Here is a 26,711-nt window from a genome sequence, read left to right as displayed (position 1 = left end):
GGGCGGGTTCTAGCCTGGCTCGCGTGTCCACAACTCCCGGTTGGATCCGTCGCCTCGGCGCGGCGAGCTGGCGGCACCGCCGCGTCGTGCTGGCCGCGTTCGGCGCGTCCGTGCTCGGCGTCGGGCTGCAGGCGGCCGTCCCGCTGCTGACCAGGACGGCGGTGGACGACGCCGTCGCCGGGCACACGGACAACCTGGGCTGGCTGGTCGGGCTGCTCGCCGGGCTGGCCGTGCTCGCCTTCGCCAGCGCGTTCGTCCGCCGCTACCAGGGCGGTCGACTGTCCCTCGACGTCCAGCACGACCTGCGGCGCGAGGTCTTCGCGTCGGTGCAACGGCTCGACGGCGGCAGCCAGGACGCGATGCGCACCGGCCAGATCGTCTCGCGCTCGATCAGCGACCTGCAGCTCGTGCAGTCCCTGCTGGCGATGTTGCCGCTGATGACGGGCCAGCTGGTGTTCGCGGTGGTGGCGCTCGGCGCGATGCTCTGGCTCTCGCCGCTGCTGACCGCCGTCGCGCTCGTCGTGCTGCCCGCGGTCGTGGTGATCGGAGTGCGCAACCGCACCGTGCTGTTCCCGGCGACGTGGTCGGCTCAGCAACGCGCCGCCGACATCGCCCAGCACGTCGAGGAGGCCGTCACCGGCGTGCGCGTGGTCAAGGGCTTCGGGCAGGAGGCGCGCGAGGTCACCGACCTGGAAGTGGCGGCGCAGCGGTTGTTCGCCGAGCGGATGCGGGCGGCCCGGCTGACCGCGCCGCCGACCGCGCTGATGGCGGCCCTGCCCGTGCTCGGCCAGGTCGCGGTGCTCGGCATCGGTGGTGTCCTCGTGATGGACGGCCGGATCAGCCTCGGCACCTTCCTGGCGTTCGCCACCTACATCGCCGGGCTGGTCGGGCCCGCCCGCATGCTGTCCAGCCTGCTGGTGTCGGGCCAGCTCGCGCGGGCGGGCGTGGAGCGGGTCTACGAGCTGATCGACTCGCAGCCGGAGGTGCGCGAGGCCCCCGACGCCGTCGACGTTCCGGACGGGCCGCTCGCGGTGGAGCTGGACGAGGTCCGGTTCGGCTACACGCGCAGCGAGCCGGTGCTGGACGGGGTGTCGCTGCGCGTGAAACCGGGCGAGACGCTGGCGCTCGTCGGCACGGCGGGCTCCGGGAAATCGACGGTTTCCCTTTTGCTGCCAAGGTTTTACGACGTCCAGGACGGCTCCATCCGGCTCGGCGGCACCGACGTGCGGCAACTGCGGACGGCCTCGTTGCGCGGCGCCATCGGGGTGGTGTTCGAGGAGGCGTTCCTGTTCTCCGACACCGTCCGCGCGAACATCGCCTACGGCAGGCCGGACGCCACCGACGACGAGGTGCGGACAGCGGCCAAGGCGGCGGAGGCCCACGACTTCATCACTGCTCTGCCCGATGGCTACGACACCGTGGTCGGCGAGCGCGGGCTCACCCTTTCAGGTGGACAACGGCAGCGCGTCGCCCTGGCGCGGGCGCTGCTGTCCGATCCGCGGGTGCTCCTGCTCGACGACGCGACCTCGGCCGTGGACCCGGCCACCGAGGCAGCGATCCACGCGACGCTGCGCGCGGTCACCGAGTCCAGGACAACGCTGCTGATCGCCCACCGCCGTTCGACGCTCGCCCTGGCAGACCGGATCGCGGTGCTCGACCAGGGGCGGCTGGTCGATGTCGGCACCCACGCGGAGCTGGAGCAGCGGTGCGCGCTGTTCCGGTCCCTGCTCGCCGGTCCCGGGGACGCGATCGAGGACGTCACCGCGCCGAACCTCGGCGAAGACGCGTTGTGGCCGGTCACGACACCAGAAAACACAACGACCAGAACGTTCGCAGAGACCGTGGGCGGCCCGAGGGGCAGTGGTGTGGCAGGCGCGCTGGGGGCGATGCCACCGACACCGGAACTGCTCGCGCAGGTCGAGGCGCTGCCACCGGCGAAGGACTCCCCCAAGCTCGGCGACACCGATGCCCGCGCCCCCGACCCGGGCTTCCGCCTGCGCCGCCTGCTGCGCGTGGTGCGGTGGCCGCTGGTGCTGGCGACCGTCGGGGTGGCCGTCGACGCGCTGTCGTCGATCGCCCTGCCCACGCTGTTCCGCTACGGCATCGACCACGGTGTGAGCGCCGGTGCGGCCGGACCGCTGTGGACCGCGACCGTCATCGGGGTCGCGGTCGTCGCGCTGGCGGCGGTGGTGCTCGCCGCACAGACCGTGATCACGGCGCGGACCGGCGAGACCGTGCTCTACCTGCTCCGCGTGCGCAGCTTCGCCCACCTGCAACGGCTCGGGCTCGACTACTACGAGCGCGAGCTGGCCGGGCGGATCATGACCAGGATGACCACGGACGTCGACGCGCTGTCGACGTTCCTCCAGACCGGGCTCGCCACCGCCGTGGTCAGCGTGCTCACCGTGGTGGGCATCTCGGTCGCGCTGGTCCTCACCGATCCCGGGCTGGCGCTGGTGGCGCTCGCCGCGCTGCCGGTGCTGCTGGTGGCCACGCTCGTCTTCCGCAAGCTCTCCTCGGTCGCCTACGCCGAGGCCAGGGAGCGGGTCAGCGCGGTCAACGCCGACCTCCAGGAGAACGTCTCCGGCCTCCGGGTCGCCCAGGCCTACACCCGCGAGGAGCGCTCGGCCGAGGAGTTCGCCGAGCGCAGCGACGCCTACCGGCGCTCCCGCCTGCGGGCGCAGCGCTACATCGCCACCTACTTCCCGTTCGTCACGATGCTGTCGGACCTGGTGCAGGCGGCGGTCCTGGCGGTCGGCGCCCACCGGGTCGCCACGGCCGGGCTCACGCCGGGCGTGCTGCTGGCGTTCCTGCTGTACCTGGCGTTGTTCTTCTCACCGATCCAGCAGCTGTCCGGGGTCTTCGACGGCTACCAGCAGGCCAAGATCGGCCTGCGCCGCATCGGCGACCTGCTGCGCACCCCGACCTCCGTGCCGCCCGCATCACATCCGCGCGAGGTGCCGTCGCGGCTGCGCGGCGAGGTGGAGCTGCGCGACGTCGGCTTCAGCTACGCGGGCACCGACACCCCCGCGCTGTCCGGGATCAACCTCCGCGTCCAGCCCGGGGGGACGGTGGCCCTGGTCGGTGCGACCGGCGCGGGCAAGTCGACCCTGGTCAAGCTCGTCGCGCGGTTCTACGACGCCACCGAGGGAGCCGTTCTGGTGGACGGCGTCGACGTGCGCGACTACGACCTGCCCGGCTACCGGAGCAAGCTCGGCGTGGTGCCGCAGGAGGCGCACCTCTTCTCCGGCACCGTGGCGGAGAACGTCGCTTACGGCAGGCCGGACGCGTCCCGCGCCGAGATCGAGGCGGCGGCGCGGAGGGTGGGGGCGCTGCCGATGGTCGCGCGGCTCCCGCACGGGTTCCACCAGGAGGTGGGCGAGCGCGGTCAGGGGCTGTCGGCGGGACAGCGGCAGCTCGTGGCGCTCGCCCGGGCGGAGCTGGTCGACCCCGACGTGGTGCTGCTGGACGAGGCCACCGCCGCGCTGGACCCGGCGACCGAGGCCGCCGTTTTGGCTGCGACCGAAGACCTGGTGTCCTCCCGGCGGACGACCTTCGTCGTCGCGCACCGGCTGGCGACGGCGGCGCGGGCGGACCGGATCGTGGTGCTCGCGGACGGGCGGATCGCGGAGGAGGGCACCCACGCGGAGCTGCTGGGCCTGGATGGGGCATATGCCCGGCTGTGGCGCGCGGGAGCTGCCGAAGACCCGCTCGCGGGGTCGAGCTATGACACCGACATCGCTTGAGGAAGCCTTGAGGCTTCTACACTTCAGAATCGATCAGGTAAACGATTCTGTGAGCCAGCCCTCACCAGAGGAGTACGTCCGTGTACCACCCGCGCGATGCGGAGGGCTAGCCTTGGCAACACCTGTGTCTGTACCCCGAGCAGATGGATAGAGGCGAGCAGCGGCCGTGTCCAGCAGCAGTACTGCGTCCCAATTCGGCCCCAATGAGTGGCTGGTCGAGGAAATGTACGAGCAGTTCCTCAACGACCCGTCCTCCGTGGATCCGGCGTGGCATGACTTCTTTGCCGACTACAAGCCGACCGCCCAGAAGATGGCGACCGGCAACGGCAGCACCACGACGAAGCCGGCTCCGGCGAGTCAGCCCGCCCAGGCCGAGGCGGTGAACGGAACGGCCGCGCCCGCCAAGGCGGCTGCCCCGGCCACCCCGGCCCCCGCGGCCAAGGCCACCAAGCCCACGCCGACCAAGGCGGCCAGCGCCGCACCGGTCAAGCCGGCCGGCGCGGGCGAGGAGCACAAGCAGCTGCGCGGAGCCGCCGCCGCGATCGCGAAGAACATGGAGCAGTCGCTCAGTGTTCCGACCGCGACCAGCGTGCGCGCCGTTCCGGCGAAGCTGCTCGCCGACAACCGGATCGTGATCAACAACCACCTCAAGCGGACCCGGGGTGGCAAGGTCTCCTTCACCCACCTCATCGGGTTCGCCGTGGTGAAGGCCATCGAGGCCTTCCCCAACATGAACCGGTTCTTCTCCTCGATCGACGGCAAGCCGAACCTGGTGACGCCGGAGCACGTCAACCTCGGTCTCGCGATCGACCTGCCCGGCAAGGACGGCCAGCGCTCGCTGGTGGTGGCCTCCATCAAGGGCTGCGAGACGATGAACTTCGCGCAGTTCCTGCAGGCCTACGAGGACCTGATCCGCAAGGCGCGCGCGGGCAAGCTGGGCACCGAGGACTTCTCCGGCACCACGATCTCGCTGACCAACCCGGGCACCATCGGCACCAACCACTCGGTGCCGAGGCTGACCGCGGGCCAGGGCGCGATCATCGGCGTCGGCGCGATGGAGTACCCGGCGGAGTTCCAGGGCGCCAGCGAGAAGGCGCTCGGCAAGCTGGGCATCAGCAAGATCATCACGCTGACCTCCACCTACGACCACCGGATCATCCAGGGCGCGGAGTCCGGCGAGTTCCTGCGCCGGGTGCACCAGCTGCTGCTCGGCGAGGACGGCTTCTACGACGCGATCTTCGCCTCGCTGCGCATCCCGTACGAGCCGATCCGCTGGGTCACCGACATCCCCGAGGGCGCGGTCGACAAGACCGCCCGCGTGCTCGAGCTGATCGACGCCTTCCGCAGCCGCGGCCACCTGATGGCCGACACCGACCCGCTGAACTACCGCCAGCGCAAGCACCCGGACCTGGACGTGCTCTCGCACGGCCTGACCCTGTGGGACCTGGACCGGGAGTTCGCGGTCGGCGGTTTCGCCGGCAAGGAGCGGATGAAGCTGCGCGACGTGCTCGGCGTGCTGCGCGACTCCTACTGCCGCACCGTCGGCATCGAGTACATGCACATCCTCAAGCCGGACGAGCGCCAGTGGCTGCAGGAGCGCATCGAGGTCCCGCACACCAAGCCGGACCGCGCCGAGCAGACCTACATCCTGAGCAAGCTCAACGCGGCCGAGGCGTTCGAAACGTTCCTGCAGACCAAGTACGTCGGCCAGAAGCGGTTCTCGCTGGAAGGCGGCGAGACGGTCATCCCGCTGCTGGACGCGGTGCTGGACAAGGCCGCCGAGCAGGGCCTGGACGAGGTCGTCATCGGCATGCCGCACCGCGGCCGCCTGAACGTGCTCGCCAACATCGTCGGCAAGCCGATCTCGCAGATCTTCCGGGAGTTCGAGGGCAACCTCGACCCGGGCCAGGCGCACGGCTCCGGTGACGTGAAGTACCACCTGGGCGCGGAGGGCAAGTACTTCCGCATGTTCGGCGACGGTGAGACCAAGGTCTCGCTGACCTGCAACCCCTCCCACCTGGAGGCCGTGGACCCGGTCCTGGAGGGCATCGTCCGGGCCAAGCAGGACATCCTGGACAAGGGCGGCGAGGGCTTCACCGTGCTGCCCGTCCTGATGCACGGCGACGCCGCGTTCGCGGGTCAGGGCGTGGTCGCCGAGACGCTGAACCTGGCGCTGCTGCGCGGCTACCGCACCGGCGGCACGCTGCACGTGGTCGTCAACAACCAGGTCGGCTTCACCACCGCGCCGGAGTCCTCGCGCTCCAGCCAGTACTGCACCGACGTGGCGAAGATGATCGACGCCCCGGTCTTCCACGTGAACGGCGACGACCCCGAGGCGTGCGTCTGGGTGGCCAAGCTGGCGGTGGAGTACCGCAAGGCGTTCGGCAAGGACGTCGTCATCGACATGGTCTGCTACCGCCGCCGCGGTCACAACGAGGGCGACGACCCCTCGATGACCCAGCCGGCGATGTACGACGTGATCGACACCAAGCGCAGCGTCCGCAAGGGCTACACCGAGGCGCTGATCGGCCGCGGCGACATCTCCGTCGAGGAGGCCGAGAGCGCGCTCAAGGACTACGCCAGCCAGCTGGAGCACGTCTTCAACGAGGTGCGCGAGCTGGAGAAGCACAAGCCCGCGCCCAGTGGCTCGGTGGAGTCCAGCCAGGTCATCCCGACCAAGGTGCCCACGGCGATCAGCCGGGAGACCCTGGAGCTCATCGCCGACGCGCACGTGAACCTGCCGGAGGGCTTCAGCCCGCACCCGCGGGTCAAGCCGGTGCTGGAGCGGCGCGCGAAGATGGCCCGCGAGGGCGGCATCGACTGGGCGTTCGGCGAGCTGCTGGCGTTCGGTTCGCTGGTCACCGAAGGCCGCCCCGTGCGGCTGGCCGGTCAGGACTCCCGTCGCGGCACGTTCGTGCAGCGGCACTCGGTGCTGATCGACCGCAAGACCGGCCAGGAGTACACCCCGCTGCAGAACCTCACCGAGGAGCAGGCCAAGTTCCTGGTCTACGACTCCGCGCTGTCGGAGTTCGCGGCGCTGGGCTTCGAGTACGGCTACTCCGTGGCCAACCCGAACGCCCTGGTGCTGTGGGAGGCGCAGTTCGGTGACTTCGTCAACGGCGCACAGCCGATCATCGACGAGTTCATCTCCTCCGGCGAGGCCAAGTGGGGCCAGCGCTCGGACGTGGTGATCCTGCTGCCGCACGGCCACGAGGGCCAGGGCCCCGACCACACCTCGGGCCGGATCGAGCGCTGGCTGCAGCTGTGCGCGGAGGGCTCGATGACGGTGGCGGTCCCGTCCACCCCGTCGAACTACTTCCACCTGCTGCGCCGCCACGCGCTGGACGGCATCAACCGCCCGCTGGTGGTGTTCACGCCGAAGTCCATGCTCCGCCTCAAGGCCGCGACCAGCCCGGTCGAGGAGTTCCTGGAAGGCAGCAAGTTCCACTCGGTGCTGGACGACCCGCTGGTGAGCGACCCGGCCGCGGTCCGCAAGGTCCTGCTGTGCAGCGGCAAGATCTCCTACGAGCTCAACGCGGAGCGGCAGAAGCGCGGCGCTTCCGACACCGCCATCGTGCGGATCGAGCAGCTCTACCCGGTGCCGTACAAGAAGCTCACCCAGGCGCTGGAGCGCTACCCCAACGCCACGGACATCCGCTGGGTCCAGGAGGAGCCGGCGAACCAGGGAGCGTGGCCGTACTTCGGCCTGGCGCTGCCCGAGCTGGTGCCCGACCGCCTCTCCGGCATCCGCCGGGTGTCCCGCCGTGCCATGGCGGCCCCGTCGGCCGGTTCCGGCAAGGTGCACGACGTCGAGCAGGCCGAGCTGATGAACAAGGCCTTCGAGTAGGTTCTTCTCGTGGTTCACGCCGAGCCGCCGGGTCCCCAGGGCCCGGCGGCTCGGCCGTCTCGTTTCTCGTTTCTCGTTGGGAGAGTGCGTTGTACTTCACCGACCGCGGCATCGAGGAGTTGGAGCAGCGGCGCGGCGAGGAGGAGGTCACCCTCGCCTGGCTGGCCGACCGCCTGCGCGCGTTCGTCGACCTGAACCCGGACTTCGAGACCCCGATCGAACGCCTGGCCACCTTCCTGGCCCGCGACGACGAGGACGACCTCGACGACTGACCCGCGGCTCACCGGAAAGTGCCACTTGTCAGTCTGAAGTAGTTCAGACACCATGGTCACATGGGTACGAACCGCTTTCCCTACTCCGACTTCCTGCGCGGGCCGAGCAAGGTGCTGCCCGCGTTGGAGAGCACGGACGTCGTCCTGGAACGCCGCGACGACGAGAACCTGGTGCTGACCAGGCAGGAGCGGTTCGACGCGACCCAGAAGAGCATGGTGGTCGCAGCGCACGCGCTCCAAGCCCTCCTGGTGCGAGCGCCGGAGTTGGCCGAAGACTTGTTGGCGGAGCAGCTCTCCTGGCTGCACTGGCTCCCCGCCGATGAACGCGCCGACTGCATGAAGGACCTGCTGGCGCACCTGATGGCAGGTGCGGACACCGGCAACCTGTTGCCTTTCGCCCGCGCGATGGCCGCGTGGCAGTCCACCGCCGAGGTATGGAGCGACCCGGAACTCGCCACCCGCCTGCGCTCGTCGTTCGCCGGAGACGGGGACGGCCTCGACCGCCCTTCCGCATCCACCGCATGACCAAGCGCGGAGAGGACATACCTCGCCCCAAGCCGTGGGCCGTGCGCGCAGCCGACCGCCGAGCGGGCATCGGCTGGGACGAACTGGTGCGCAACGCCCCTGAGGCCGCTGATCGGGCCTGGGTCGCGATCACCAGCAGTCCGCGTCACACCGACCATCGTCAGCACCAGCTCAAAGGAGCGCTCGCATACGCCACCGTCGCTGGCTCAGGCCTTGAGCAGTGGCAGTACGAAGCCACAGGCGGCGGACGGATCTGGTATGCCATTGATGACGAGCAGCGCACGCTGTGGATCACTCAGGCAGGAACGGGCCATCCCAAGCAGACCGACAGGCGCCGCTAGCGGCTAGAGGCGGGTGCCCTTGTGGTAGACGGAGTGGGTGAGGGGGACTCCGGGGCGGTAGGCGAGGTGCGTGGTGGAGGGCGCGTCGAGCACGTGCAGGTCGGCTCGTGCGCCGACGCGGATCACGCCGACGGCACCGTCACCGCTCTCGCGGCGGAGCGCCCGGGCACCGCCCCACGTCGCGGCGCGTACGGCCTCGGCGACGCTCATGCGCATCTGAAGTACTGCCGTGGCAACGCAAAACGCCATGGATGACGTGTAGGACGAGCCCGGGTTGCAGTTGGAAGCCAGAGCGACGGTGGCGCCTGCGTCGAGCAGGGCGCGCGCATCGGGGAGCGGCTGGCGGGTGGACAGGTCGCACGCGGGCAGCAGCGTCGCGACGGTGGACGAGTTCGCCAGACTGTCCACATCGGACTCCGTGAGGTGTGTGCAGTGATCCACGCTCGCGGCGCCCAGCTCGACGGCGAGACGGGCGCCAGGGCCGGGACCGAGCTGGTTGCCGTGCACGCGCAGCCCCAGGCCTGCCTCCTGGGCGGCCTTCAGGACGGCGCGGGACTGGGACTCGTCGAAGGCGCCGGTCTCGCAGAACACGTCGGCCCAGCGCACGAAAGGTGCTACGGCACTGAGCATTTCGCCGCGCACGAGGTCCACATAGGACCCGGCGTCGGAGCCTGGCGGGACGAGGTGGGCACCGAGGAACGTGACCTCGTCGACGACTGATGCGGCGATGCGGGCGGCACGGACCTCGTCGGGGACGGTCAGGCCGTAGCCGGTCTTCGTCTCGATGGTGGTCGTGCCCTGGCGACGCGCCTCGCCGACGTGGAGCAGGAGGTTCTTCAGCAGTTCCTCGTCGGAGGCCGCCCTGGTCGCCTCGACGGTGACGGCGATTCCTCCGGCCTGGTAGGGCTTTCCGGCCATCCGAGCGGAGAACTCGGCGGTGCGGTCACCGGCGAAGAGCAGGTGGGTGTGGCTGTCGACCCACCCGGGCAGCACGGCCCGGCCGCCGACGTCGACCCGCGAATCCGCGTCAGGAGCCCTGGAGGCAGCGCCGACCCAGGCGATCCGTTCGCCGTCGAGCACGACCGCCGCGTCGGAGAGCGAGCCCAGCTCATCGTCGTTGGTGGTCAGCTCGCCGATTCCGGTGATGAGGATGCTCACGTCCACAACCCTTCGATCGCGTCCTTCAACAGCCGGCCCACATCGCCCAGGCGCTCGTGCCGACCGTTGCGCGCCACCACCACCCCAGAGTTGATCACAGTGTCCACATCGGACGCTGAGGCGCTGAGCAATACCTGTTCCGGCAGTGATCCCGCGGTGCGCGGGCTGTCCAACCGCACCTGGACGAGGTCGCACGGAGCACCGACAGCGATCCTTCCCGCCGTGGGCCAACCCAGGGCGGCGTGACCGGAGCTGGTCGACGCGTTCACCAGCTCTGCCAAGGTGAAACGTCCGCGCGAGCCGGTGCGCAGACGCTCACCGTGCTCCAGCGCCCGGGCTTCCAGGATCGGATCCACCACCGCGTGCTGATCGCTGCCGAGGCTGAGCGGGCTTCCCGCGTCGACCAGTTCCCGCGCTGGGCCGATCCCGTCAGCGAGATCCGCTTCCGTTGTGGGACAGAAGCACGCGCCGGTTCCTGTGCTGCCCAACAGCTTGATGTCATGAGCAGTCAGGTGCGTCGCGTGCACGGCGACCGTTCGCGGCGACAACACACCGGCATCGTGCAGCAGTTCCGTTGGTGTCAAACCGTATGCGGCCTGGCACGCGACGTTCTCCGCGGGCTGCTCGGAGAGATGGACGTGCAGCGGGCGATCGGCGGCCACTCCCGCGGCAACCTCCGCCAAGGAAGAACGAGGAACAGCACGCACAGAATGAATCGCGCCACCCACGCGGGTGTTCGCATCCTCCTTGAACGCAGCAACACGCGAAGCCCACTGCGCGGCGGAACGATCCCCGAAACGCAGCTGGGTCTCATTCAGCGGCTCGCCGATACCGCCTGCGAGGTAACAGGTGTCGAGTAGCGTGAGCCGGACGCCCGCCTCTGCCGCAGCCTGTCGCAGCGCCTCGCCCATCGCGTTCGGGTCGGCATAGGCACGCCCACCCGCCGCGTGGTGGAGGTAGTGGAACTCGCCCACGCACGTGACACCGGCGATGGCCATCTCGGCGTACGCGGCGCGGGCGAGCGCCAGGTAGCCGTCCGGTTCGAGCCGCTGGGCCAGCGCGTACATCCCGTTCCGCCAGGTCCAGAAGGTCCCGCCGTCACCGTGCGTGCGACCGCGAAGGGCTCGGTGGAAGGCATGGGAATGCGCGTTGGCGAATCCCGGGAGCACAAGCCCCCCAAGCCTTTCAGCATCCTCAGGCGGCGCGCCGACCGTCACCGCGGTGATGACACCGTCGACGGCCTCCACCAGCACGTCACGGGCAACCGCGTCGTCGACCCACGCCGACTCGCACCAGAACCGCATACCACTCTCCTAAGTGGACAGATGGTGTTCGAGCACTGTCGCCAGGGCAGCGACTCCCGCCTCGCAGTCGTCCGGCTCAGCGTGCTCGGCGGGCGCGTGGCTGATCCCGGTGGGGTTGCGGACGAACAGCATCGCGGTGGGCACGTGCGCGGCGAGGATGCCCGCGTCGTGCCCGGCTCCGGTCGGCAGCGCGGGAACTCCGCCGAGCTGAGCCGCCAGCCGGTCCCGCAGCACGGGGTCGAAGATCACGGTGTCGCCGTAGGACTCCTCGGTCACCGTCAGCTCGCAGCCCTCCGCCTCGGCGGCGGACAGCCCGGCGGCCTTGATCTCCGCGACCACATTGCGGGTCACCTCGTCCGTCGCCGCCCGCGCGTCCAACCAGACGTCCACAGTGGATGCGATCACGTTGGTTCCACCGGGAATCGGCTGGATGCGGCCGATCGTGGCCCGCGCTCCGTCCACACTGGACGCAGCAGCCCGCGCGGCGAGCACGAGCTGCGACGCGGGCAGCATCGGATCACGCCGATCGCCGATGGGCGTGGCACCGGCGTGATTGCCCTCGCCGGTGAAGCTGAACCGCCAGCGCCCGTGCGCCAGGATCGAGCTGGCCACCCCGACCGGCGCATCGAGGTCGATCAGCCCGCGCCCCTGCTCCACGTGCAGCTCGATGAAGCACCCGATGTTCGCCAGGGCCTCGTCGTCCCGCCCCATCCGTGCGGGATCGAGCCCGGCCGCGGAGACGGCTTCGGCAAAAGAAATCCCATCCGGGTCGCGCAGGTTCAGCGCGGTCGCGGGGTCTATCGCCCCGGACATCAGCCGCGAGCCCAGGCAGGCGACACCGAAGCGACCGCCCTCCTCCTCGGCGAACACGACGATCGCGAACGGCTTCGACGGCTTGATGCCCTTGGCGCGCATGGCATCCACGGCGGCAAGCGCCGACACCACACCCAACGGCCCGTCGAAGGCACCACCCCCGGGCACGGAGTCCAGGTGGCTGCCCGTGATGATCGCGTCAGGACCAGGAGGCCCCCACCACGCCCACAGGTTTCCGTTGCGATCACAGGTGACGTCGAGCCCGCGGTCGGCCGCCTCGGCGACGAACCACTCGCGCAGGCTCAGCTCGGCGGAGTCGAAGCCGTGCCGCGAATAGCCGCCACGGCTTCGATCCCGCCCCACATCCGCGATATCACCCAACAACGAGCTGGCGCTCATGACTTGGCGACCGGGATCGTCACCCCGCGCTCAGCGGCGACCTCGTCGGCGCGCTCGTAACCCGCGTCCACGTGCCGCAGAACGCCCATCGCCGGGTCGTTGGTCAGCACGCGCTCCAGCTTCTGCGCGGCCAGCTCGGTGCCGTCGGCCACGGTGACCTGGCCCGCGTGGATGGAGCGGCCGATGCCGACGCCACCACCGTGGTGGATGGACACCCAGGTCGCGCCGGACGCGGTGTTGATCAGCGCGTTCAGCAGCGGCCAGTCGGCGATCGCGTCCGAGCCGTCCGCCATCGCCTCGGTCTCCCGGTACGGCGAGGCGACGGAGCCGCAGTCGAGGTGGTCGCGGCCGATCACGATGGGCGCGGACAGCTCACCGGAGGCCACCATCTCGTTGAACTTCAGGCCCGCCAGGTGCCGCTCGCCGTAGCCGAGCCAGCAGATCCGCGACGGAAGCCCCTGGAAGGCAACGCGTTCGCCCGCCATCTTGATCCAGCGGGCGAGCTGCTCGTTCTCCGGGAACAGCTCCAGGATCGCGCGGTCGGTCTTGGCGATGTCCTCCGGGTCACCGGAGAGCGCGGCCCAGCGGAACGGGCCCTTGCCCTCGCAGAACAGCGGGCGGATGTAGGCGGGGACGAAACCGGGGAAGTCGAAGGCCCGCTCGTAGCCGCCGAGCTGCGCCTCACCGCGGAGGGAGTTGCCGTAGTCGAAGACCTCGGCGCCCGCGTCCTGGAACCCGACCATCGCGGCCACGTGCTCGGCCATCGACTCGCGAGCGCGCGCGGTGAACTCCTCCGGCTTGGCGGCGGCGTAGTCGGCCCACTCCTCCACCGTGACGCCCTTCGGCAGGTACGCCAGCGGGTCGTGCGCGGAGGTCTGGTCGGTCACCACGTCCACCGGAACACCCCGGCGCAGCAGCTCCGGCAGCACCTCGGCGGCATTGCCGATCACGCCGACCGACAGCGCCCTGCGCGCGGACTTCGCTTCCAGCACACGGGAGATCGCGTCGTCGAGGTCGTCGGCGATCTCGTCGAGGTAGCGGGTCTCGACGCGGCGCTGAGCGCGCTCCCGATCGACCTCGACGACCAGCGCGACGCCCTCGTTCATGGTGACCGCGAGCGGCTGGGCACCACCCATGCCACCGAGACCGGCGGTCACGGTCAGGGTCCCGGCGAGCGTGCCACCGAAGCGCTTCTGCGCGACAGCGGCGAAGGTCTCGTAGGTACCCTGCAGGATCCCCTGCGTGCCGATGTAGATCCACGAGCCCGCGGTCATCTGGCCGTACATGGTCAGGCCCTGCGCCTCCAGCTTGCGGAACTCCGGCCAGGTGGCCCAGTCCCCGACCAGGTTGGAGTTCGCGATCAGCACGCGCGGCGCCCACTCGTGGGTGCGCAGCACGCCGACGGGCTTGCCGGACTGGACGAGCAGGGTCTCGTCCCCGGCCAGGTTCCGCAGCTCGCGGGTGATCGCGTCGAAGCAGTTCCAGTCGCGGACGGCCTTGCCGGTGCCGCCGTAGACGACCAGGTCGTCCGGGCGCTCGGCGACCTCCGGGTCCAGGTTGTTCTGCAGCATGCGCAGCGGCGCCTCGGTGGCCCAGCTGCGCGCGGTCAGGTCGGTTCCCCGGGCGGCACGTACGGGGCGAGGTCCTGCGTTCACCGGTTTCTCCCGTCCACAATGGACTCAAGGTGGGCACGTACGGCACCGGAGCGGATCAGCTCCTCGGCCGCGGCGATCTCGGGTGCGAGGTGGCGGTCCGGACCGGGTCCGCCAGTCGATTCACGAAGCAGGGCAAGGACTCCGGCACTGGCCGGTCCGGGCTGCAGCGGTGCGCGCATGTCCAGCGCGCGGGCCGCGGTGAGCAGTTCGACGGCCAGCACGGTGCGCAGCCCGTCGATGGCCTTGCGCAGCTTCCGCGCGGCGGACCAGCCCATGGAGACGTGGTCTTCCTGCATGGCGCTGCTGGGAATGGAGTCGACCGAGGCGGGCACCGCGAGGCGCTTCAGCTCGGAGACGACGGCGGCCTGCGTGTACTGGGCGATCATGTGGCCCGAGTCGACGCCCGGGTCGTCAGCGAGGAACGGCGGCAGCCCGTGCGAGCGCGCCTTGTCCAGCATCCGGTCGGTGCGGCGCTCCGCCATGCTCGCGACGTCGGCGAGCGGGATCGCCAGGAAGTCGAGCACATAGGCCAACGGAGCACCGTGGAAGTTGCCGTTCGACTCCACGCGACCGTCCGGCAGCACCACCGGGTTGTCGATCGCCGACGCGAGTTCGCGTTCCGCGACGGTTTCCGCGTGGGTCAGGCTGTCCCGCGCCGCGCCGTGCACCTGCGGGGCGCACCGCAGCGAGTAGGCGTCCTGGACGCGGTTGCAGTCCGGGCCGCGGTGGCTCGCGACGATGCCGGACTCCTTGAGGAACGCGGCCATGCGGGAAGCCGACAGCGCCTGCCCGGGGTGCGGGCGCAGGCTGTGCAGCTCCGGCGCGAAGACGCGGTCGGTGCCGAGTAGGGCCTCGACGCTCATCGCGGCGGTCAGGTCGGCGACGTCGAGCAGCTCCGCGAGGTCGGCGCAGGCCATGACCAGCATGCCGAGCATGCCGTCGGTGCCGTTGATCAGCGCCAGCCCTTCCTTCTCGGCGAGCTGGACGGGTTCGAGCCCGGCCTCGTACAGGCCCTCGGCCGCGTCGCGCAGCTCGCCCGAGGCGTCGCGGACCTGGCCCTCGCCCATCAGCGCGAGCGCGATCGCCGACAGCGGTGCGAGGTCGCCGGAGCAGCCGAGCGAGCCGTACTCGTGCACCACCGGCACGATGCCCGCGTTCAGCATCCCGGCGAGCGTGTCCACAGTGGACAGCCGAACACCGGTGTGCCCCGACGCGAGGGTGCGCAACCGCAGCAACATCAGCCCTCGAACGACCTCGGCCTCGACCTCAGGCCCGGCGCCGGCCGCGTGCGAGCGGATCAGCGACCGCTGCAACGCGGCCCTGCGGTCGAGCGGGATGTGCTTGGTGGCCAGCGCGCCGAAGCCGGTGGACACCCCGTACGTGGGGGTCTCGGCGGCGGCGAGCGCCTCGATGTGGGCGCGGGCCGCGGCGACCGCCTCGCGGGCCTCCGCGGTGATCTCCACCGGCGCTCCGCCGCGGACGACGGCGAGCACCTGCGCCCTGGACAGCGGCTTCAAGCCGACAGGAACGTGCGACATGCCCCCATCACACCCGCTCGCGGCACCTCCCCCAACCCCGCACCGTGTGACACTGTCTGAAATCCCAGACAGTCAGCGCCGGGGTTGCGCACTGACTGAGTCGTTCGGGTACTTGAACGCACCGAATGACTCATTCGGTGCGAAAGCCGTGCCGATCGGGTGGGGGGAGGAGGACAGGTGGGGGCGAGCAGTGATGTGCCCGCGTTGCGTCGTGGGCTCGCGCTGTTGAAGTCGCTGGCCAGTCGTCCGGGGCCGGTGTCGGCGGCGGCGCTGGCGCGCGAGCTGAAACTGCCCAGGTCGACGACCTACCACCTGCTCGCCGAGCTGCACGAGGCCGGCTTCGTCACGCACCTGCCCGAGGAACGCCGCTACGGGCTGGGCGTGGCGGCGTTCGAGCTGGGCTCGGCCTACCTCCGGCACGATCCCCTGGAACGCCTCGCGCGGCCGCTGCTGCGCCGCCTGGTGGACGAGACGGGCTACACCGCGCAGCTCGGCGTGCTGCACGGCGGCGAAGCCCTCTACCTGCTCAAGGAGCAGCCGAGGCGCCCGCAGACGCTGGTCACCGATGTGGGCGTCCGGCTCCCGGCGCACCTGCCCGCCTCCGGCAGGGCGATGCTGGCCGCACTGCCCGCGGCGCAGGTCCGCGCGCTGTTCCCCGATCAGCAGAGCTTCCTCGACCGCACGGGGCGCGGCCCGAAGGACCTGCCTGCCCTGCGCAGGCTGCTCGGGGCGGAGCGGCGGCGCGGCTGGGCGGTCGAGGACGGCCACGTCACCGCGGGCTTCGCGTCCGTGGCCGCGGCCGTCTTCGACCACGGTCAGCGCCCGGTCGCGGCGATCGGGCTGACGCTGCGCCACGTCTGCGAGGACGAGTGCGGGCAGACGTGGCCGGAGCTGGCAACGCACGTGCGCCGGGCCGCGACGGACCTCACGACGCGCATCGGCGGGCACCCCCAGAGCTGAGGATGCCCGCCGGGGAAGGACGTCAGAGCTTGTTCTGCGTCACGAACTCCTTGGCCACGTCGGCCACGGTCTCCTTGTCGATCTCGATGCGCTTGTTCAGCGCGACCAGCTTGTCGGTGGTCAGCGCGGCCGAGACCTTGTTCAGCGCCGCCTTGCCCTTGGCGTCCAAGGCTTCCGAGCGGATCAGCGGCAGGATGTTCTGCGCCGGGTAGAGCCGCTTCGGGTCCTCCAGCGCGGTGAAACCGTTGGCGCTGATGGCCGACGCGGTGGTGAACAGGTTGGCCACCTGCACCTGGCCGCTCTTCAGCGCCTCCACCGTCACCGGGCCCGCGGCGTCGGTGGTCTTGATCTCCTTGAAGGTGCAGCCGTAGAGCTGGGCGATCTTGGCGGTCCAGCGGTCCTTCCACTCACCCGCCGCGCCGAGCACGTACTGGGAGCACTTCGGCCCGAGGTCGGCGATGGACTTGACGCCCTGCGCCGCGAGGTCCTTGGACACCACCAGGGCGTCGGAGTCCTCCGCCGCGGACTTGTCCAGCACCTCCAGCCCGCTGGGCACCTTCTGCTTCAGCGCCGTCATGACCTCGTCCGGCTGCGCCGCGGGGTTCTGCTTGTCGAAGTACTGCAGCAGGTTGCCGCTGTACTCCGGCACCACGGCGAGGGACTTGTCCTGCAACGCCTTCACCAGGACCTCGCGGGAGCCGACGCGCGGCTTGGTGGTGACCTGCACACCAGCGTTGGTCAGCGCGCCCGCGTAGATGTGCATCAGGAGCTCGCTCTCGGAGAAGTCCGCCGAGCCGATGACGATCTGGCCACCAGCCGCGCCGCCTCCGCCCTTGAGCGGATCGCCACCGCACCCGGTGAGCAACAGGGCGGCGGCCGCCACGACCGCCATGGTGCGCTTCATGACTCTGTCCTTCCTGAGGATCTTGCTTTCGGCCGCCCCGCGACCGCGGCCGCGGCCACCCGGAGCCCGCGCGGCACGATGATCCGCTGCAACCCGGCGAGCACCAGGTCCAGCAGGACCGCGAGCAACGCGATGAACAGCGCTCCGGCCAGCACCTTCGAGTAGTCGATCACCCGGAGCCCGTCGAGCAGCAGCCTGCCGAGGCCGCCGAGCCCGACGTACGCGGCGACCGAGGCGGTCGCCACCACCTGCAGGGCCGCGTTGCGCAGCCCGCCCATCAGCAGCGGCAGCGCGTTGGGCACCTCCACCTGCCACAGCCGCTGCCAGCCGGTCATCCCCATGCCGCGGGCGGCGTCCACCACGCCGCGGTCGGTGTCCTGCACGCCGGCGTAGGTGCCCGCCAGGATCGGCGGCACCGCGAGCACGATCAGGCCGACGATGGTGCCCGCCTCGCTGCCGCCCGCGAGCAGGAACAGGAAGGTCACCAGGCCCAGCGTCGGCAGCGCCCGCATCGCGTTGCTCAGCCCCACCAGCACGACCCCGCCACGACCGCTGTGGCCCACGTAGAGCCCGAGCGGGATGGCGATGGCCGCGGCGCCGAACACCGCGAGCAGCGTGTAGCCGAGGTGTTCCAGCATCCGGTTCGGCACCCCGTCCGGGCCCTGCCAGTGCGCGGGATCGCCGAGCCAGCCGAACAGCTCCTGGAGGATCACGTGGTGCCTCCCGCGCGCAGCCAGGGGGTCAGCGCCCTGCGCAGGCCGACCAGGACGAGGTCCACCACCAGCGCCAGCACCAGGGTGAGCACGATGCCGACGATGATCGGCGCGGTGTAGCTGATCTGGAAGCCGCTGGTGAACAGCACGCCCAGCCCGCCGGTGCCGATCAGCGCGCCGACGCTGACCAGGCTGATGTTGCTCACCGACGCCACCCGGACCCCGGCGGAGAGCACCGGGACCGACAGCGGCAGCTCGACGGTGACGAAGCGCCGCAGCGGCCGGTAGCCCATCGCGGTCGCGGCGGCGACCACGTGGAAGGGCACCGCGTCCAGCGCGTCGCAGACCGGCCGGACGAGCAGCGCCGTCGTGTAGATCGTCAGCGCCACCACGACGTTGACGCTGTCCAGGATCTGGGTGCCGAGCACCACCGGGATCACCACGAACAGCGCCAGCGAGGGGATCGTGTAGATGGCGTTGGACAGGCCGAACACCACCCCGCTCACCCCGCGGTAGCGGTGTGCCAGCCAGCCGAGCGGGACGGCCAGCGCGAGCCCGATCACCAGGGGCAGCAGGGAGAGGTAGATGTGTTGCAGGAGTTGGGTGAGCACCAGTTCCTGGTTGCTCGCGCTGCTCAGGTACCGCGAGAGGTCGTCGAACATCAGGCGGCGTCCTTCCGCCGCTCCTCGATCAGGTCGATCACCTGTTGCGCGGTGACGACACCGGTGTAGCGCCCGTCGTCGTCCACCACGACCCCGAGGCCGGACGGGGACGACAGTGCGGCGTCCAGTGCTCCGCGCAGCGCGGTTCCCTCGGTGTACAGGGAACCGCCGGGGCGCAGCTCCTCCTCGGCGGGCTCGCCCTGGACCACGACGCCCGGCGGGAGCCAGCCGCGCGGGCGGCCGTCGTCGTCGAGCACCAGTGTCCAGTCCGGACCGCCCACAGTGGACGGTCGCTCCCCTGACAGGTGTTCACCGTGCAGCCCCATGGTGCTGACCCCGCCGAGCTGGATGCCGTCGGCCTGCAGGAAGGACAGCCCGCGGTAGCCGCGGTCCTTGCCGACGAAGGAGGAGACGAAGTCATCCGCGGGGTTGGACAGCAGCTCCGCGGGGGCCGCGTACTGCGCCAGCACACCGCCCTTGCGGAAAACGGCGACCTTCTCGCCGATCCGGACCGCCTCGTCGATGTCGTGGGTGACGAAGACGATGGTCTTGTCCAGGTCCGCCTGCAACCGCAGCAGCTCGTCCTGAAGTCCCTCCCGCACAACGGGATCCACCGCGCTGAAGGGTTCGTCCATCAGCAGCACCGGCGGATCCGCCGCGAGCGCGCGGGCCACGCCGACCCGCTGCTGCTGGCCGCCGGAGAGCTGCGCCGGGTAGCGCTTGCCCATGGCGGCGTCCAGTCCGACGATCTCCAGCAGCTCCGCGGCGCGCGCCCGTGCCTTGCGCCGCGTCCAGCCGGACAGCAGCGGCACGGTCGCGACGTTGTCCAGCACCGTGCGGTGCGGGAACAGCCCGGCCTGCTGGATGACGTAGCCGATCCGCCTCCGCAGCAGCGCCGGATTCGATTTTCGAATGTCCTCGCCGTCCACCAGCACGGTGCCGGAGGTCGGCTCGATCATGCGGTTCACCATCCGCAGCGACGTCGTCTTGCCACACCCCGACGGCCCGACAAAAACGGTGATCGTTCCGGCTTCGACGACCATGTCGAGGTTGTCGACGGCTGTGGTGCCGTCGTCGAAGCGCTTGGTCACGGCCTGGAACTCGATCATTCGAGCCCCCTTGTGGTCGTGACGGCCCCTTGCCGGCCGCCCGTATGTCGGCGACGACTGATGTGCCGTTGAGAGCATCAGCCGTCGCCGACGTTCGACCTTAGTCCGATCGACTGACAGGGGCGAGGCGGACGCGCGACCGATACGTCTAAGGTCAACAGTTTGTGACCACCGATGACCCCGTGCAGCGGGTATCAGCTCTCCTCGCCGACCACGGAGTGCACGGCCGCAGGCTGCGGATCGTCGTGGCGCTGCTCACATCCGGCTGGCAGTCCCTGGCCGAACTGGTGCGCCAGCCCGCGGTTCCGCGCCGCACCGTCGAGGAACTGCTCGCCGCGATGGAGCCGGACGTCGAGCGCGAGGGCGACCGCTATCGCATCCGCCCCTGGCGCACCACGGTCTACCGGGAGCACCTCGATCTGGGGCTCGAGTTGGGCAATGCCCTGAATTACACAGATCCGCTCGAGGCCGCCGCGCAGACCCACGAGGAGATGGTCACCCGGATCAAACAGGACATCCACGCCGTCCCCGCTCCGATGCCCGCGCTGGACCACGTCGCCGCGACCGCGCAGACGATGCTGCGCCGGGCGATGTGGCTCGACGAGCAGTACACCCTCTCCGGGGCCCGGCTGCTCTGCCTCGGCGACCACGACCTCACCTCGCTCGCGGTGTGCGCGGTGCGGCCCGATCTCGAAGTGCTCGTCGTCGACCTGGACGAGCGGGTGCTGGAGTTCATCGACAACCGCGCGGCCGAGCGAGGCTTCACCATCCGGAGCGTGCACGCGGACTTCCGCTTCGGCCTGCCCCCGGCGGCGCAGGGCTGGGCGGACCTCGTGTTCACCGATCCTCCCTACACGCCAGAGGGAATCGGCCTGTTCGTCACGCGCGCCGCGTCGTGCCTGCGCGATGTGGACATGGGTCGCATCCTGCTGGCCTACGGCTTCAGCGAGCGCAATCCCACGCTCGGGTTGAAGGTGCAGCAGGAGATCATGCAGCTCGGCGTGCTGTTCGAGGCGATCCTGCCGCGCTTCAACCGCTACCACGGCGCGCAGGCGGTCGGCAGCGCGAGCGAGCTGTACGTGCTCCGCGCGACCTCCAAGACGCGCAAGCTCCTCGACCGCCCGTCGAACACGGCGATCTACACGCACGGCCCGCAATCGATTGAGGCGCAAGGAAAAACGACCTCAGCGCAGCTGGAAGCCTTGCGCGCCACCGCTTCCGCCGACGGCCGTCTCAAGGTCGACGAGGTCCGGGGACCGGCGTGGGACCGCCCGCTCAACGCCGCCGAGGACACCGCGCTGGCGATCGACGCGACCGGCGATCCCGGGCCGTGGCTGCTGCGCGTGCTGCTCGCCGCGTCCGCGCCCCGCGTCGCGGTGCTCGTCGCCAACAACCACCTCGACCTGTCGAACCAGGCGGGTCAGCGCGCGCTCACGGCCGCGCTGCGGCACAAGTACCGCTTGCGGTTCCTCCGCAGCAACCCCGACGACCGCTCGGCGGTGGTGGTGGCCGAGCAGATCCCGGCGAACCGCCTCGACGCGGGTGAGCGGCTGGCCAGGCACGTCCTCGACCGCGCGCACGGCAAGGTCGGCAACCTGTGGCGGGAGGGCTTGATCAGCACGGCGAAGGCCACCGGGATCACCCTCACCCGCAACGCGGCTCGCGATCTGGTCGCCGAGGCCGCTCCGACCCCCGCCGACCTCGCCCTCCGCCTGATCGACATCCCGCGCCACCGCATCGCGCCGCTGCTCGACGCGATCACCGCCTCCGCCGCCGACCTCTCCTGACGGTCAGCCGGCGCGGGGGACGTGGAGCGGGCCGAGGGAGAGCACCGCGCGGAACTCCCGGGGCGGCACGGCGCGGGAGAACAGCCAGCCCTGGTAGGCGTCCACGCCGACGCCTTGCAGGATGTGGAACTGCATCGCGGTCTCCACGCCCTCGGCGACGCAGCTGCGGCCCATGGCGCGCGCCATGTCCACCACGGCCTGCGCCACGGCGAAGTCCGACGGGTCCTTGCCGACCCCGGAGACGAAGCGCCGGTCCACCTTGATGATCTGCGCGGGCAGGTCCTTGAGCCGGGCCAGGGACGAGTAGCCGGTGCCGAAGTCGTCGACGGCGAACCGGACGCCGCGCTCCACCAGCTCCGCCATCGCCTGCCGGGTCCGCGAGGGCAGGTCCACCAGGCTGGTCTCCACCAGCTCCAGGACCACGCGGTCCCAGGCGATCCCGCTCTCCGCCACCGCCGTCGCGACGATGTCGACGAAGTCCGGGTCGCCCGGCAGCAGGCCGCCGAGGTTCACCGCGACCGCGACCGGCTTGCCGTCCGGCTCCGGCCAGGCCGACGCCTCCTTGAGCGCGGTCCGCAGCACCCACCGGTCCAGCTCGCGCATCAGGTCGCCCTGCTCGGCCACGGGCAGGAACACGTCCGGCGAGAGCAGCCCGCGATCCGGGTGCGGCCACCGGACGAGCGCCTCCGCCGTGACCACGCGGCCGTCCGGCCCCACCACCGGCTGGTAGTGCAGGGCGAGGCCGTCGCGGTTGAGCGCTTCGCGCAGCTGCCCCTCCAGGTGCACCTGCCAGTCCGCCGAAGCCATCAGCGCCGCGCTGGCCAGCGAGACCCGCCCGGCGCCGCGCCGCTTCGCCTCGAACATCGCCGCGTCGGCGAAGCGCAGCAGGTCGTCCCCTGTCGCGCGGGCGCCGTTGGGGATCGCCGCGCCGATCGACGCGGACACCCGCACCAGCTGGCCGTGCACCGGGACCACCGTGCGCAGCAGGCTGGAGACCTTGGTGGCCAGGGCGTCCACGCCGCCGACCGCCTCGATGTCGGCGCAGATGATCACGTACTCGTCGCCGGAGAGCCGGGCCGCCGTGCAGCCCTTGGGCAGACCGCCCTCCAGTCGCCGCGCGAGCACCACCAACAGCTCGTCGCCCGCGTCGTGGCCCAGGGAATCGTTTACCCGCTTGAAGTTGTCGATATCGCAGAACAACACGGCGACGCGGCTCGGCTCGTCCTGCTGCAGGAGCTCCGCGAGCAGTTCCTTCACCGCCGTGCGGTTGGGCAGGCCGGTCAGGTCGTCGTGGGTCGCCTGGTGCTTCAGTGCCTCCGCGGTGCGGCGCCGCTCGGTGATGTCCTGGAACACCACCAGCCAGAACCGCCGCCCGTCGTCCTGCACCGACAGCGCCACGTGCAGCTCGCAGTAGACCGGTTCGCCGTCGGAGCGCTGCAACAGCCGCTGCGGGATCTTGTAGCTCTTCTGCTCGTCGTCGACGGCCTTGTCCGCCATCCGCAGGTGCTGCGCGGGCTCCTCCGGGTGCGCCAGCTGCTCGGCGGTCATGCCGCGCATCTGCTCCAGGTCGTAGCCCAGCAGCTCGCACAGCGCGTCGTTGGCGTCGACCAGCCGCTCGTTGTCGTCGAAGATCCCGATGCCGACCGGCGTGACCGAGACGAGGTCGGCGAAGCGCTGGCTGGACCGCTCCATCCGGGTCTCGGTGACCCGCTGCTCCGTCACGTCCTGCGCGGTGCCCACCAGCAGCAGCGGTTCACCGGGACCGCTGACCGGGGCGCCGTAGCAGCGGAACACCCGCTGCGCGCCGTCGCGGCGGATCAGCCGGTGCTCGCACTCGAAGGGCTGCGCCTCCACGCGGATCTGCTGCCACAGCTCCTCGACCCACGGCCGGTCCTCCGGGTGGATGAGGGCGAAGAAGTCCTCGAAGGTGATGTGCTCGTCGATCGGAACGCCGACCAGTTCCTTGAGCATGTCCGACCACGCCATCTGGTCGGTGGTGGAGTCCCACTCCCAGGTGCCCAGCCGGGCCACCCGCTGCGCGTCGTCCAGCCGCCTGCGCTCGTGCCGCAGCTGCCGCTCCAGCGCCCTGAGCGAGGTCACGTCCTGGACCGTGGCCTGCAACCGCCGCACCTTGCCGTTGTCACCGTGCTCGGCGCGCACCCGGCAGTTGTAGATCTTGTCGGCCAGCTCGCCGCGGAACTCGACCTCGGCGGTCTCCCCGTGCTCGGCGTGCAGCAGCCGCATCTGCAGCGCGGCCATCTTCTCCCGGTCGTCGGGGTGCACGCCGGAGAGCAGGTCCCCCGGTTCGTTGCCGACCTCCCGGAACAGCTCGACCATCACCTCGCTGCGGCGGACGTCGGCCGTGTCCACCTCGTAGGTCCAACTGCCCATCCTGGCGATCCGCTGGGCTTCCAGCAGTCGCGCCTTCTCCTCGGCCAGCTCGTTCTCCACGCGCCATTGGTCGGTGATGTCCCGGATGTAGCCGGTGATCCGCACGGTGCCGCCGCGCTCGTCGCGCACGGTCTCGGCCTCGCCGCGGATGCGCCGGACCTCGCCGTCCGGCCGGACGATCCGGTACTCGATGTCGATCTCCTCGCCCGAGAGCCGGTGGTCGCGCCAGTACGTCGCGACCAGCTCCTGGTCCTCGGGGTGCACGCGGTCGAGCACGGCCTGCGCGCCGGGGACGACGTCACCCGGCTTCAGCCCGAACAGCTCGTAGTGGTTGGGCGACCAGTAGGTCTCGCCCGTCGCCGGATCCAGCTCCCAGGACGCGATGCCCGAGACCCGCTGGACCTCGTTCAGCCTGCGCTTCTCGTCCCGCAGGGCGTCCGCGGCGCCCGCGAGGTCGGAGACGTCGACCAGCAGCACGATCTCGGCCCCGGTGCCCGGCTGCGGCAGGCGCACGACGCGGACCGGCAGCTCGGTGCCGTCGGCGCGGTGCAGGCAGGTGCTCTCCCCCGCCTCGGTGATCAGCTCCGTCAGCGGTCCGCCGACCAGTTCGGCCGGGCGGGTGGTGCCCGCCAACCGGGCGGCGGCCGGGTTGGCCTGCAGCACTAAGCCGTTCGGGTCGCAGAGCAGGGCGGGCGCGTCGGGCAGGACGACACCGTTGGCCGAGGGCGGCACGGCGCCCAGGGCAGGGTCGAGCACCCCAGGGGCGCGCCCCGTGCGCTGGACCTGGTCGGCCACGACGTCCACCCTTCGGCATCAACGAGCCGTCGGTGCCGGAAGGCGGCCCCGGCCGACGGTCGTCTCAGCAGTGCACCCGAGTGACCGGACGGCCCGGGCCACATCCCTCACGTGCTCACCCGACCGAGTGAAGGTAGCGGTTCTGCGGCGTAAGGCCCAGCCCCAGGAAGACGCATTCCGCCGGTGGAGGGCACGGCTGCCCACCACCGGTGGAAAGGTTTCCACCACCCCCGGCAGGGATCTTGCTGTGTACCGGAGGGGCTGCTGGTCCTCCGGTTGTCTCAGGCTACCCCGTCCTGCCTAGCGGCTTCGGCGACAGCGGCGGCGACCTCGATGGCGACGCGGGGGTCGAGAGCACTGGGCACGATGCGGTCCGCGGCCAGATCGTCCGAGGCCACGGCGTGGATGGCGTCCGCGGCGGCGATCTTCATCCGCTCGGTGATCCGGCGCGCGCCCGCGTCAAGGGCTCCCTTGAAAACCCCGGGAAACGCCAACACGTTGTTGATCTGGTTCGGGAAGTCGCTGCGCCCGGTGGCCACGATCGCGGCGTGCCGGGCCGCGACCTCCGGGTGGATCTCCGGGTCCGGGTTGGACAGCGCGAACACGATCGACTCCGGCGCCATGGTGGCCACCAGCTCCTCCGGCACCTTCGAGGAGGAGACGCCGAGGAAGACGTCGGCCCCCTTCAGCGCCTCGGCCAGCCCGCCGGTGATCCCGCGCGGGTTGGTCACCCCGGCCAGCTCGGCCTTGACCGCGTTCAGCCCGTCCCGGCCCGCCACGATGATCCCGCGCGAGTCGAGCACGACGACCTCGCCGACGCCCGCGGCGATCAGGATCTTCGCGCAGGCCACGCCCGCGGCTCCGGCGCCGGAGATGACCACCTTGAGGTCACCGAGCGCGCGGCCCTGGACCGCGACGGCGCCCTTGAGCGCGGCCAGCGCCACGATCGCGGTGCCGTGCTGGTCGTCGTGCATGACCGGGCAGTCCAGCGCCTCGATCAGCCGGGCCTCCAGCTCGAAGCAGCGCGGGGCGGAGACGTCCTCCAGGTTGACCGCGCCGAAGGACGGGCGCAGCCGGACCAGGGTCTCCACGATCTCGTCGACGTCGGTGGTGTCGAGCACCAGCGGGATCGAGTCCAGCCCGCCGAAGGTCTTGAACAGCGCGGCCTTGCCCTCCATCACCGGCAGCGACGCGCGTGGGCCGATGTCGCCGAGGCCGAGCACGGCGGTGCCGTCGCTGACCACCGCGACGAGGCGGCCGGTCCAGGTGTAGCGGGTGGCGAGGGTGGCGTCCTCGGCGATGGCCCTGCTGACGCGGGCGACACCGGGGGTGTAGGCGATGGAGAGGGCGCGCGGGTCGGCCAGCGAGGCGGTCGCGCCGACGGCGAGCTTGCCGCCCTCGTGGGCGTCGAAGATCTCGGCGTCGGTGAGCTCGATAGACGTCGAAACGTCGGGATCGTTCGCCACCGGATCTCTCATAACAGTCACAGCGTCCCTCCAGACGGCGGGGGCAGGCCGGAATCGCGCTTCGGCCGCGAAGCAAGGCGGAAACCCGTCGCCGGACGCGATCGCGTCCAGGCCCGACAGGCACGGCGACGACGGCACCGGTTCGCTCAGGGGTGGTGAGCGCGACGGCGCGGGCGTCGGAGTTGGGCCAGTGTGGCAGGCGATCCCTCCGATGTCTGCGGCGGGGATCACAGAACCGAGAAAGTGACGTCGCAGGTCAGAGCCCTTTTTTACAAGACGACCGTCCGACTTGTTTTGATCATCGCTGGCCACGGTGGGCGCACTGG

18 protein-coding genes are annotated in these 26,711 nt (G+C 70.8%); 7 read left to right on the top strand and 11 right to left on the bottom strand.

Translation table 11 applies throughout. The features are described from left to right. Positions 1–23 precede the first annotated feature (23 nt). The 5 genes from BLT28_RS33040 to BLT28_RS42265 all read left to right on the top strand — a co-directional run bounded on the left by BLT28_RS33040 (position 24) and on the right by BLT28_RS42265 (position 8,731). Complete coding sequence (locus BLT28_RS33040) at positions 24–3,746, top strand: ABC transporter ATP-binding protein (protein WP_052406753.1); 3,723 nt, start codon at positions 24–26, stop codon at positions 3,744–3,746. Between the two features lie 166 nt (positions 3,747–3,912). After that, on the top strand, positions 3,913–7,593 hold the full coding sequence (locus tag BLT28_RS33035; RefSeq protein WP_081899942.1) for a multifunctional oxoglutarate decarboxylase/oxoglutarate dehydrogenase thiamine pyrophosphate-binding subunit/dihydrolipoyllysine-residue succinyltransferase subunit: 3,681 nt from the start codon (positions 3,913–3,915) through the stop codon (positions 7,591–7,593). Positions 7,594–7,682: 89 nt separating this feature from the next. Further along, a complete protein-coding gene (locus BLT28_RS33030) occupies positions 7,683–7,865 on the top strand; it encodes a DUF6104 family protein (protein ID WP_030426748.1) in 183 nt (60 codons plus the stop codon). 60 nt (positions 7,866–7,925) lie between these two features. Further along, a complete protein-coding gene (locus tag BLT28_RS33025) occupies positions 7,926–8,390 on the top strand; it encodes a hypothetical protein (protein WP_030426749.1) in 465 nt (154 codons plus the stop codon). Beyond that, positions 8,387–8,731, top strand: a complete 345-nt coding sequence (locus BLT28_RS42265; RefSeq protein WP_081899943.1) for a hypothetical protein — start codon at positions 8,387–8,389, stop codon at positions 8,729–8,731. Before BLT28_RS33025 ends, BLT28_RS42265 begins: the two co-directional genes overlap by 4 nt. 3 nt (positions 8,732–8,734) lie before the next feature. Here BLT28_RS42265 and hutI read toward each other — a convergent pair whose 3' ends face one another. Genes hutI through hutH form a run of 5 tightly spaced genes read right to left on the bottom strand, consistent with a single transcriptional unit; the run spans position 8,735 to position 15,598 of the window. Beyond that, positions 8,735–9,889, bottom strand: coding sequence for an imidazolonepropionase (hutI, locus tag BLT28_RS33015; RefSeq protein ID WP_030426750.1), 1,155 nt, complete (start codon positions 9,887–9,889; stop codon positions 8,735–8,737). Then, positions 9,886–11,193 (bottom strand): formimidoylglutamate deiminase, encoded by a 1,308-nt coding sequence (locus BLT28_RS33010; protein WP_030426751.1) that lies wholly within the window; start codon positions 11,191–11,193, stop codon positions 9,886–9,888. The genes hutI and BLT28_RS33010 overlap by 4 nt, the downstream gene beginning before the upstream one ends. 9 nt (positions 11,194–11,202) lie before the next feature. Further along, a complete protein-coding gene (locus BLT28_RS33005; protein ID WP_030426752.1) occupies positions 11,203–12,405 on the bottom strand; it encodes an allantoate amidohydrolase in 1,203 nt (400 codons plus the stop codon). Beyond that, on the bottom strand, positions 12,402–14,060 hold the full coding sequence (gene hutU, locus BLT28_RS33000; protein ID WP_030426753.1) for a urocanate hydratase: 1,659 nt from the start codon (positions 14,058–14,060) through the stop codon (positions 12,402–12,404). The genes BLT28_RS33005 and hutU overlap by 4 nt, the downstream gene beginning before the upstream one ends. Next, positions 14,057–15,598, bottom strand: a complete 1,542-nt coding sequence (gene hutH, locus BLT28_RS32995; RefSeq protein WP_030426754.1) for a histidine ammonia-lyase — start codon at positions 15,596–15,598, stop codon at positions 14,057–14,059. Before hutH ends, hutU begins: the two co-directional genes overlap by 4 nt. A 177-nt stretch (positions 15,599–15,775) precedes the next feature. Between hutH and BLT28_RS32990 the strand changes: the two genes are divergently transcribed. Further along, positions 15,776–16,558: an IclR family transcriptional regulator gene (locus tag BLT28_RS32990; RefSeq protein ID WP_030426755.1), complete on the top strand. Its 783-nt coding sequence runs from the start codon at positions 15,776–15,778 to the stop codon at positions 16,556–16,558. A 22-nt stretch (positions 16,559–16,580) separates the two neighbouring features. Here BLT28_RS32990 and BLT28_RS32985 read toward each other — a convergent pair whose 3' ends face one another. From BLT28_RS32985 to BLT28_RS32970, 4 genes are read right to left on the bottom strand one after another with little or no spacing between them, the layout of a single operon-like run. Continuing rightward, positions 16,581–17,462, bottom strand: a complete 882-nt coding sequence (locus BLT28_RS32985) for an ABC transporter substrate-binding protein (RefSeq protein ID WP_030426756.1) — start codon at positions 17,460–17,462, stop codon at positions 16,581–16,583. Then, on the bottom strand, positions 17,459–18,172 hold the full coding sequence (locus tag BLT28_RS32980) for an ABC transporter permease (RefSeq protein WP_043810136.1): 714 nt from the start codon (positions 18,170–18,172) through the stop codon (positions 17,459–17,461). Before BLT28_RS32980 ends, BLT28_RS32985 begins: the two co-directional genes overlap by 4 nt. Then, the gene (locus BLT28_RS32975) at positions 18,172–18,837 is read right to left on the bottom strand and encodes an ABC transporter permease (protein ID WP_030426758.1); all 666 of its coding nucleotides are present in this window, start codon (positions 18,835–18,837) and stop codon (positions 18,172–18,174) included. The genes BLT28_RS32980 and BLT28_RS32975 overlap by 1 nt, the downstream gene beginning before the upstream one ends. Further along, complete coding sequence (locus BLT28_RS32970) at positions 18,837–19,946, bottom strand: ABC transporter ATP-binding protein (RefSeq protein ID WP_030426759.1); 1,110 nt, start codon at positions 19,944–19,946, stop codon at positions 18,837–18,839. Before BLT28_RS32970 ends, BLT28_RS32975 begins: the two co-directional genes overlap by 1 nt. 164 nt (positions 19,947–20,110) lie before the next feature. Between BLT28_RS32970 and BLT28_RS32965 the strand changes: the two genes are divergently transcribed. Further along, on the top strand, positions 20,111–21,733 hold the full coding sequence (locus BLT28_RS32965) for a bis-aminopropyl spermidine synthase family protein (RefSeq protein ID WP_030426760.1): 1,623 nt from the start codon (positions 20,111–20,113) through the stop codon (positions 21,731–21,733). 3 nt (positions 21,734–21,736) lie between these two features. On the opposite strand, the gene BLT28_RS32960 is transcribed toward BLT28_RS32965, so the two are convergent. Together BLT28_RS32960 and BLT28_RS32955 are read right to left on the bottom strand one after the other, a co-directional pair. Then, the gene (locus BLT28_RS32960) at positions 21,737–24,919 is read right to left on the bottom strand and encodes a bifunctional diguanylate cyclase/phosphodiesterase (protein WP_030426761.1); all 3,183 of its coding nucleotides are present in this window, start codon (positions 24,917–24,919) and stop codon (positions 21,737–21,739) included. Positions 24,920–25,200: 281 nt separating this feature from the next. Continuing rightward, on the bottom strand, positions 25,201–26,385 hold the full coding sequence (locus BLT28_RS32955) for an NAD(P)-dependent malic enzyme (protein ID WP_231950505.1): 1,185 nt from the start codon (positions 26,383–26,385) through the stop codon (positions 25,201–25,203). Positions 26,386–26,711 lie beyond the last annotated feature (326 nt).

The organism is Allokutzneria albata (assembly GCF_900103775.1).
In the GTDB taxonomy this organism is placed as follows: domain Bacteria; phylum Actinomycetota; class Actinomycetes; order Mycobacteriales; family Pseudonocardiaceae; genus Allokutzneria; species Allokutzneria albata.
This window is presented reverse-complemented; position numbering and strand designations above follow the sequence as displayed.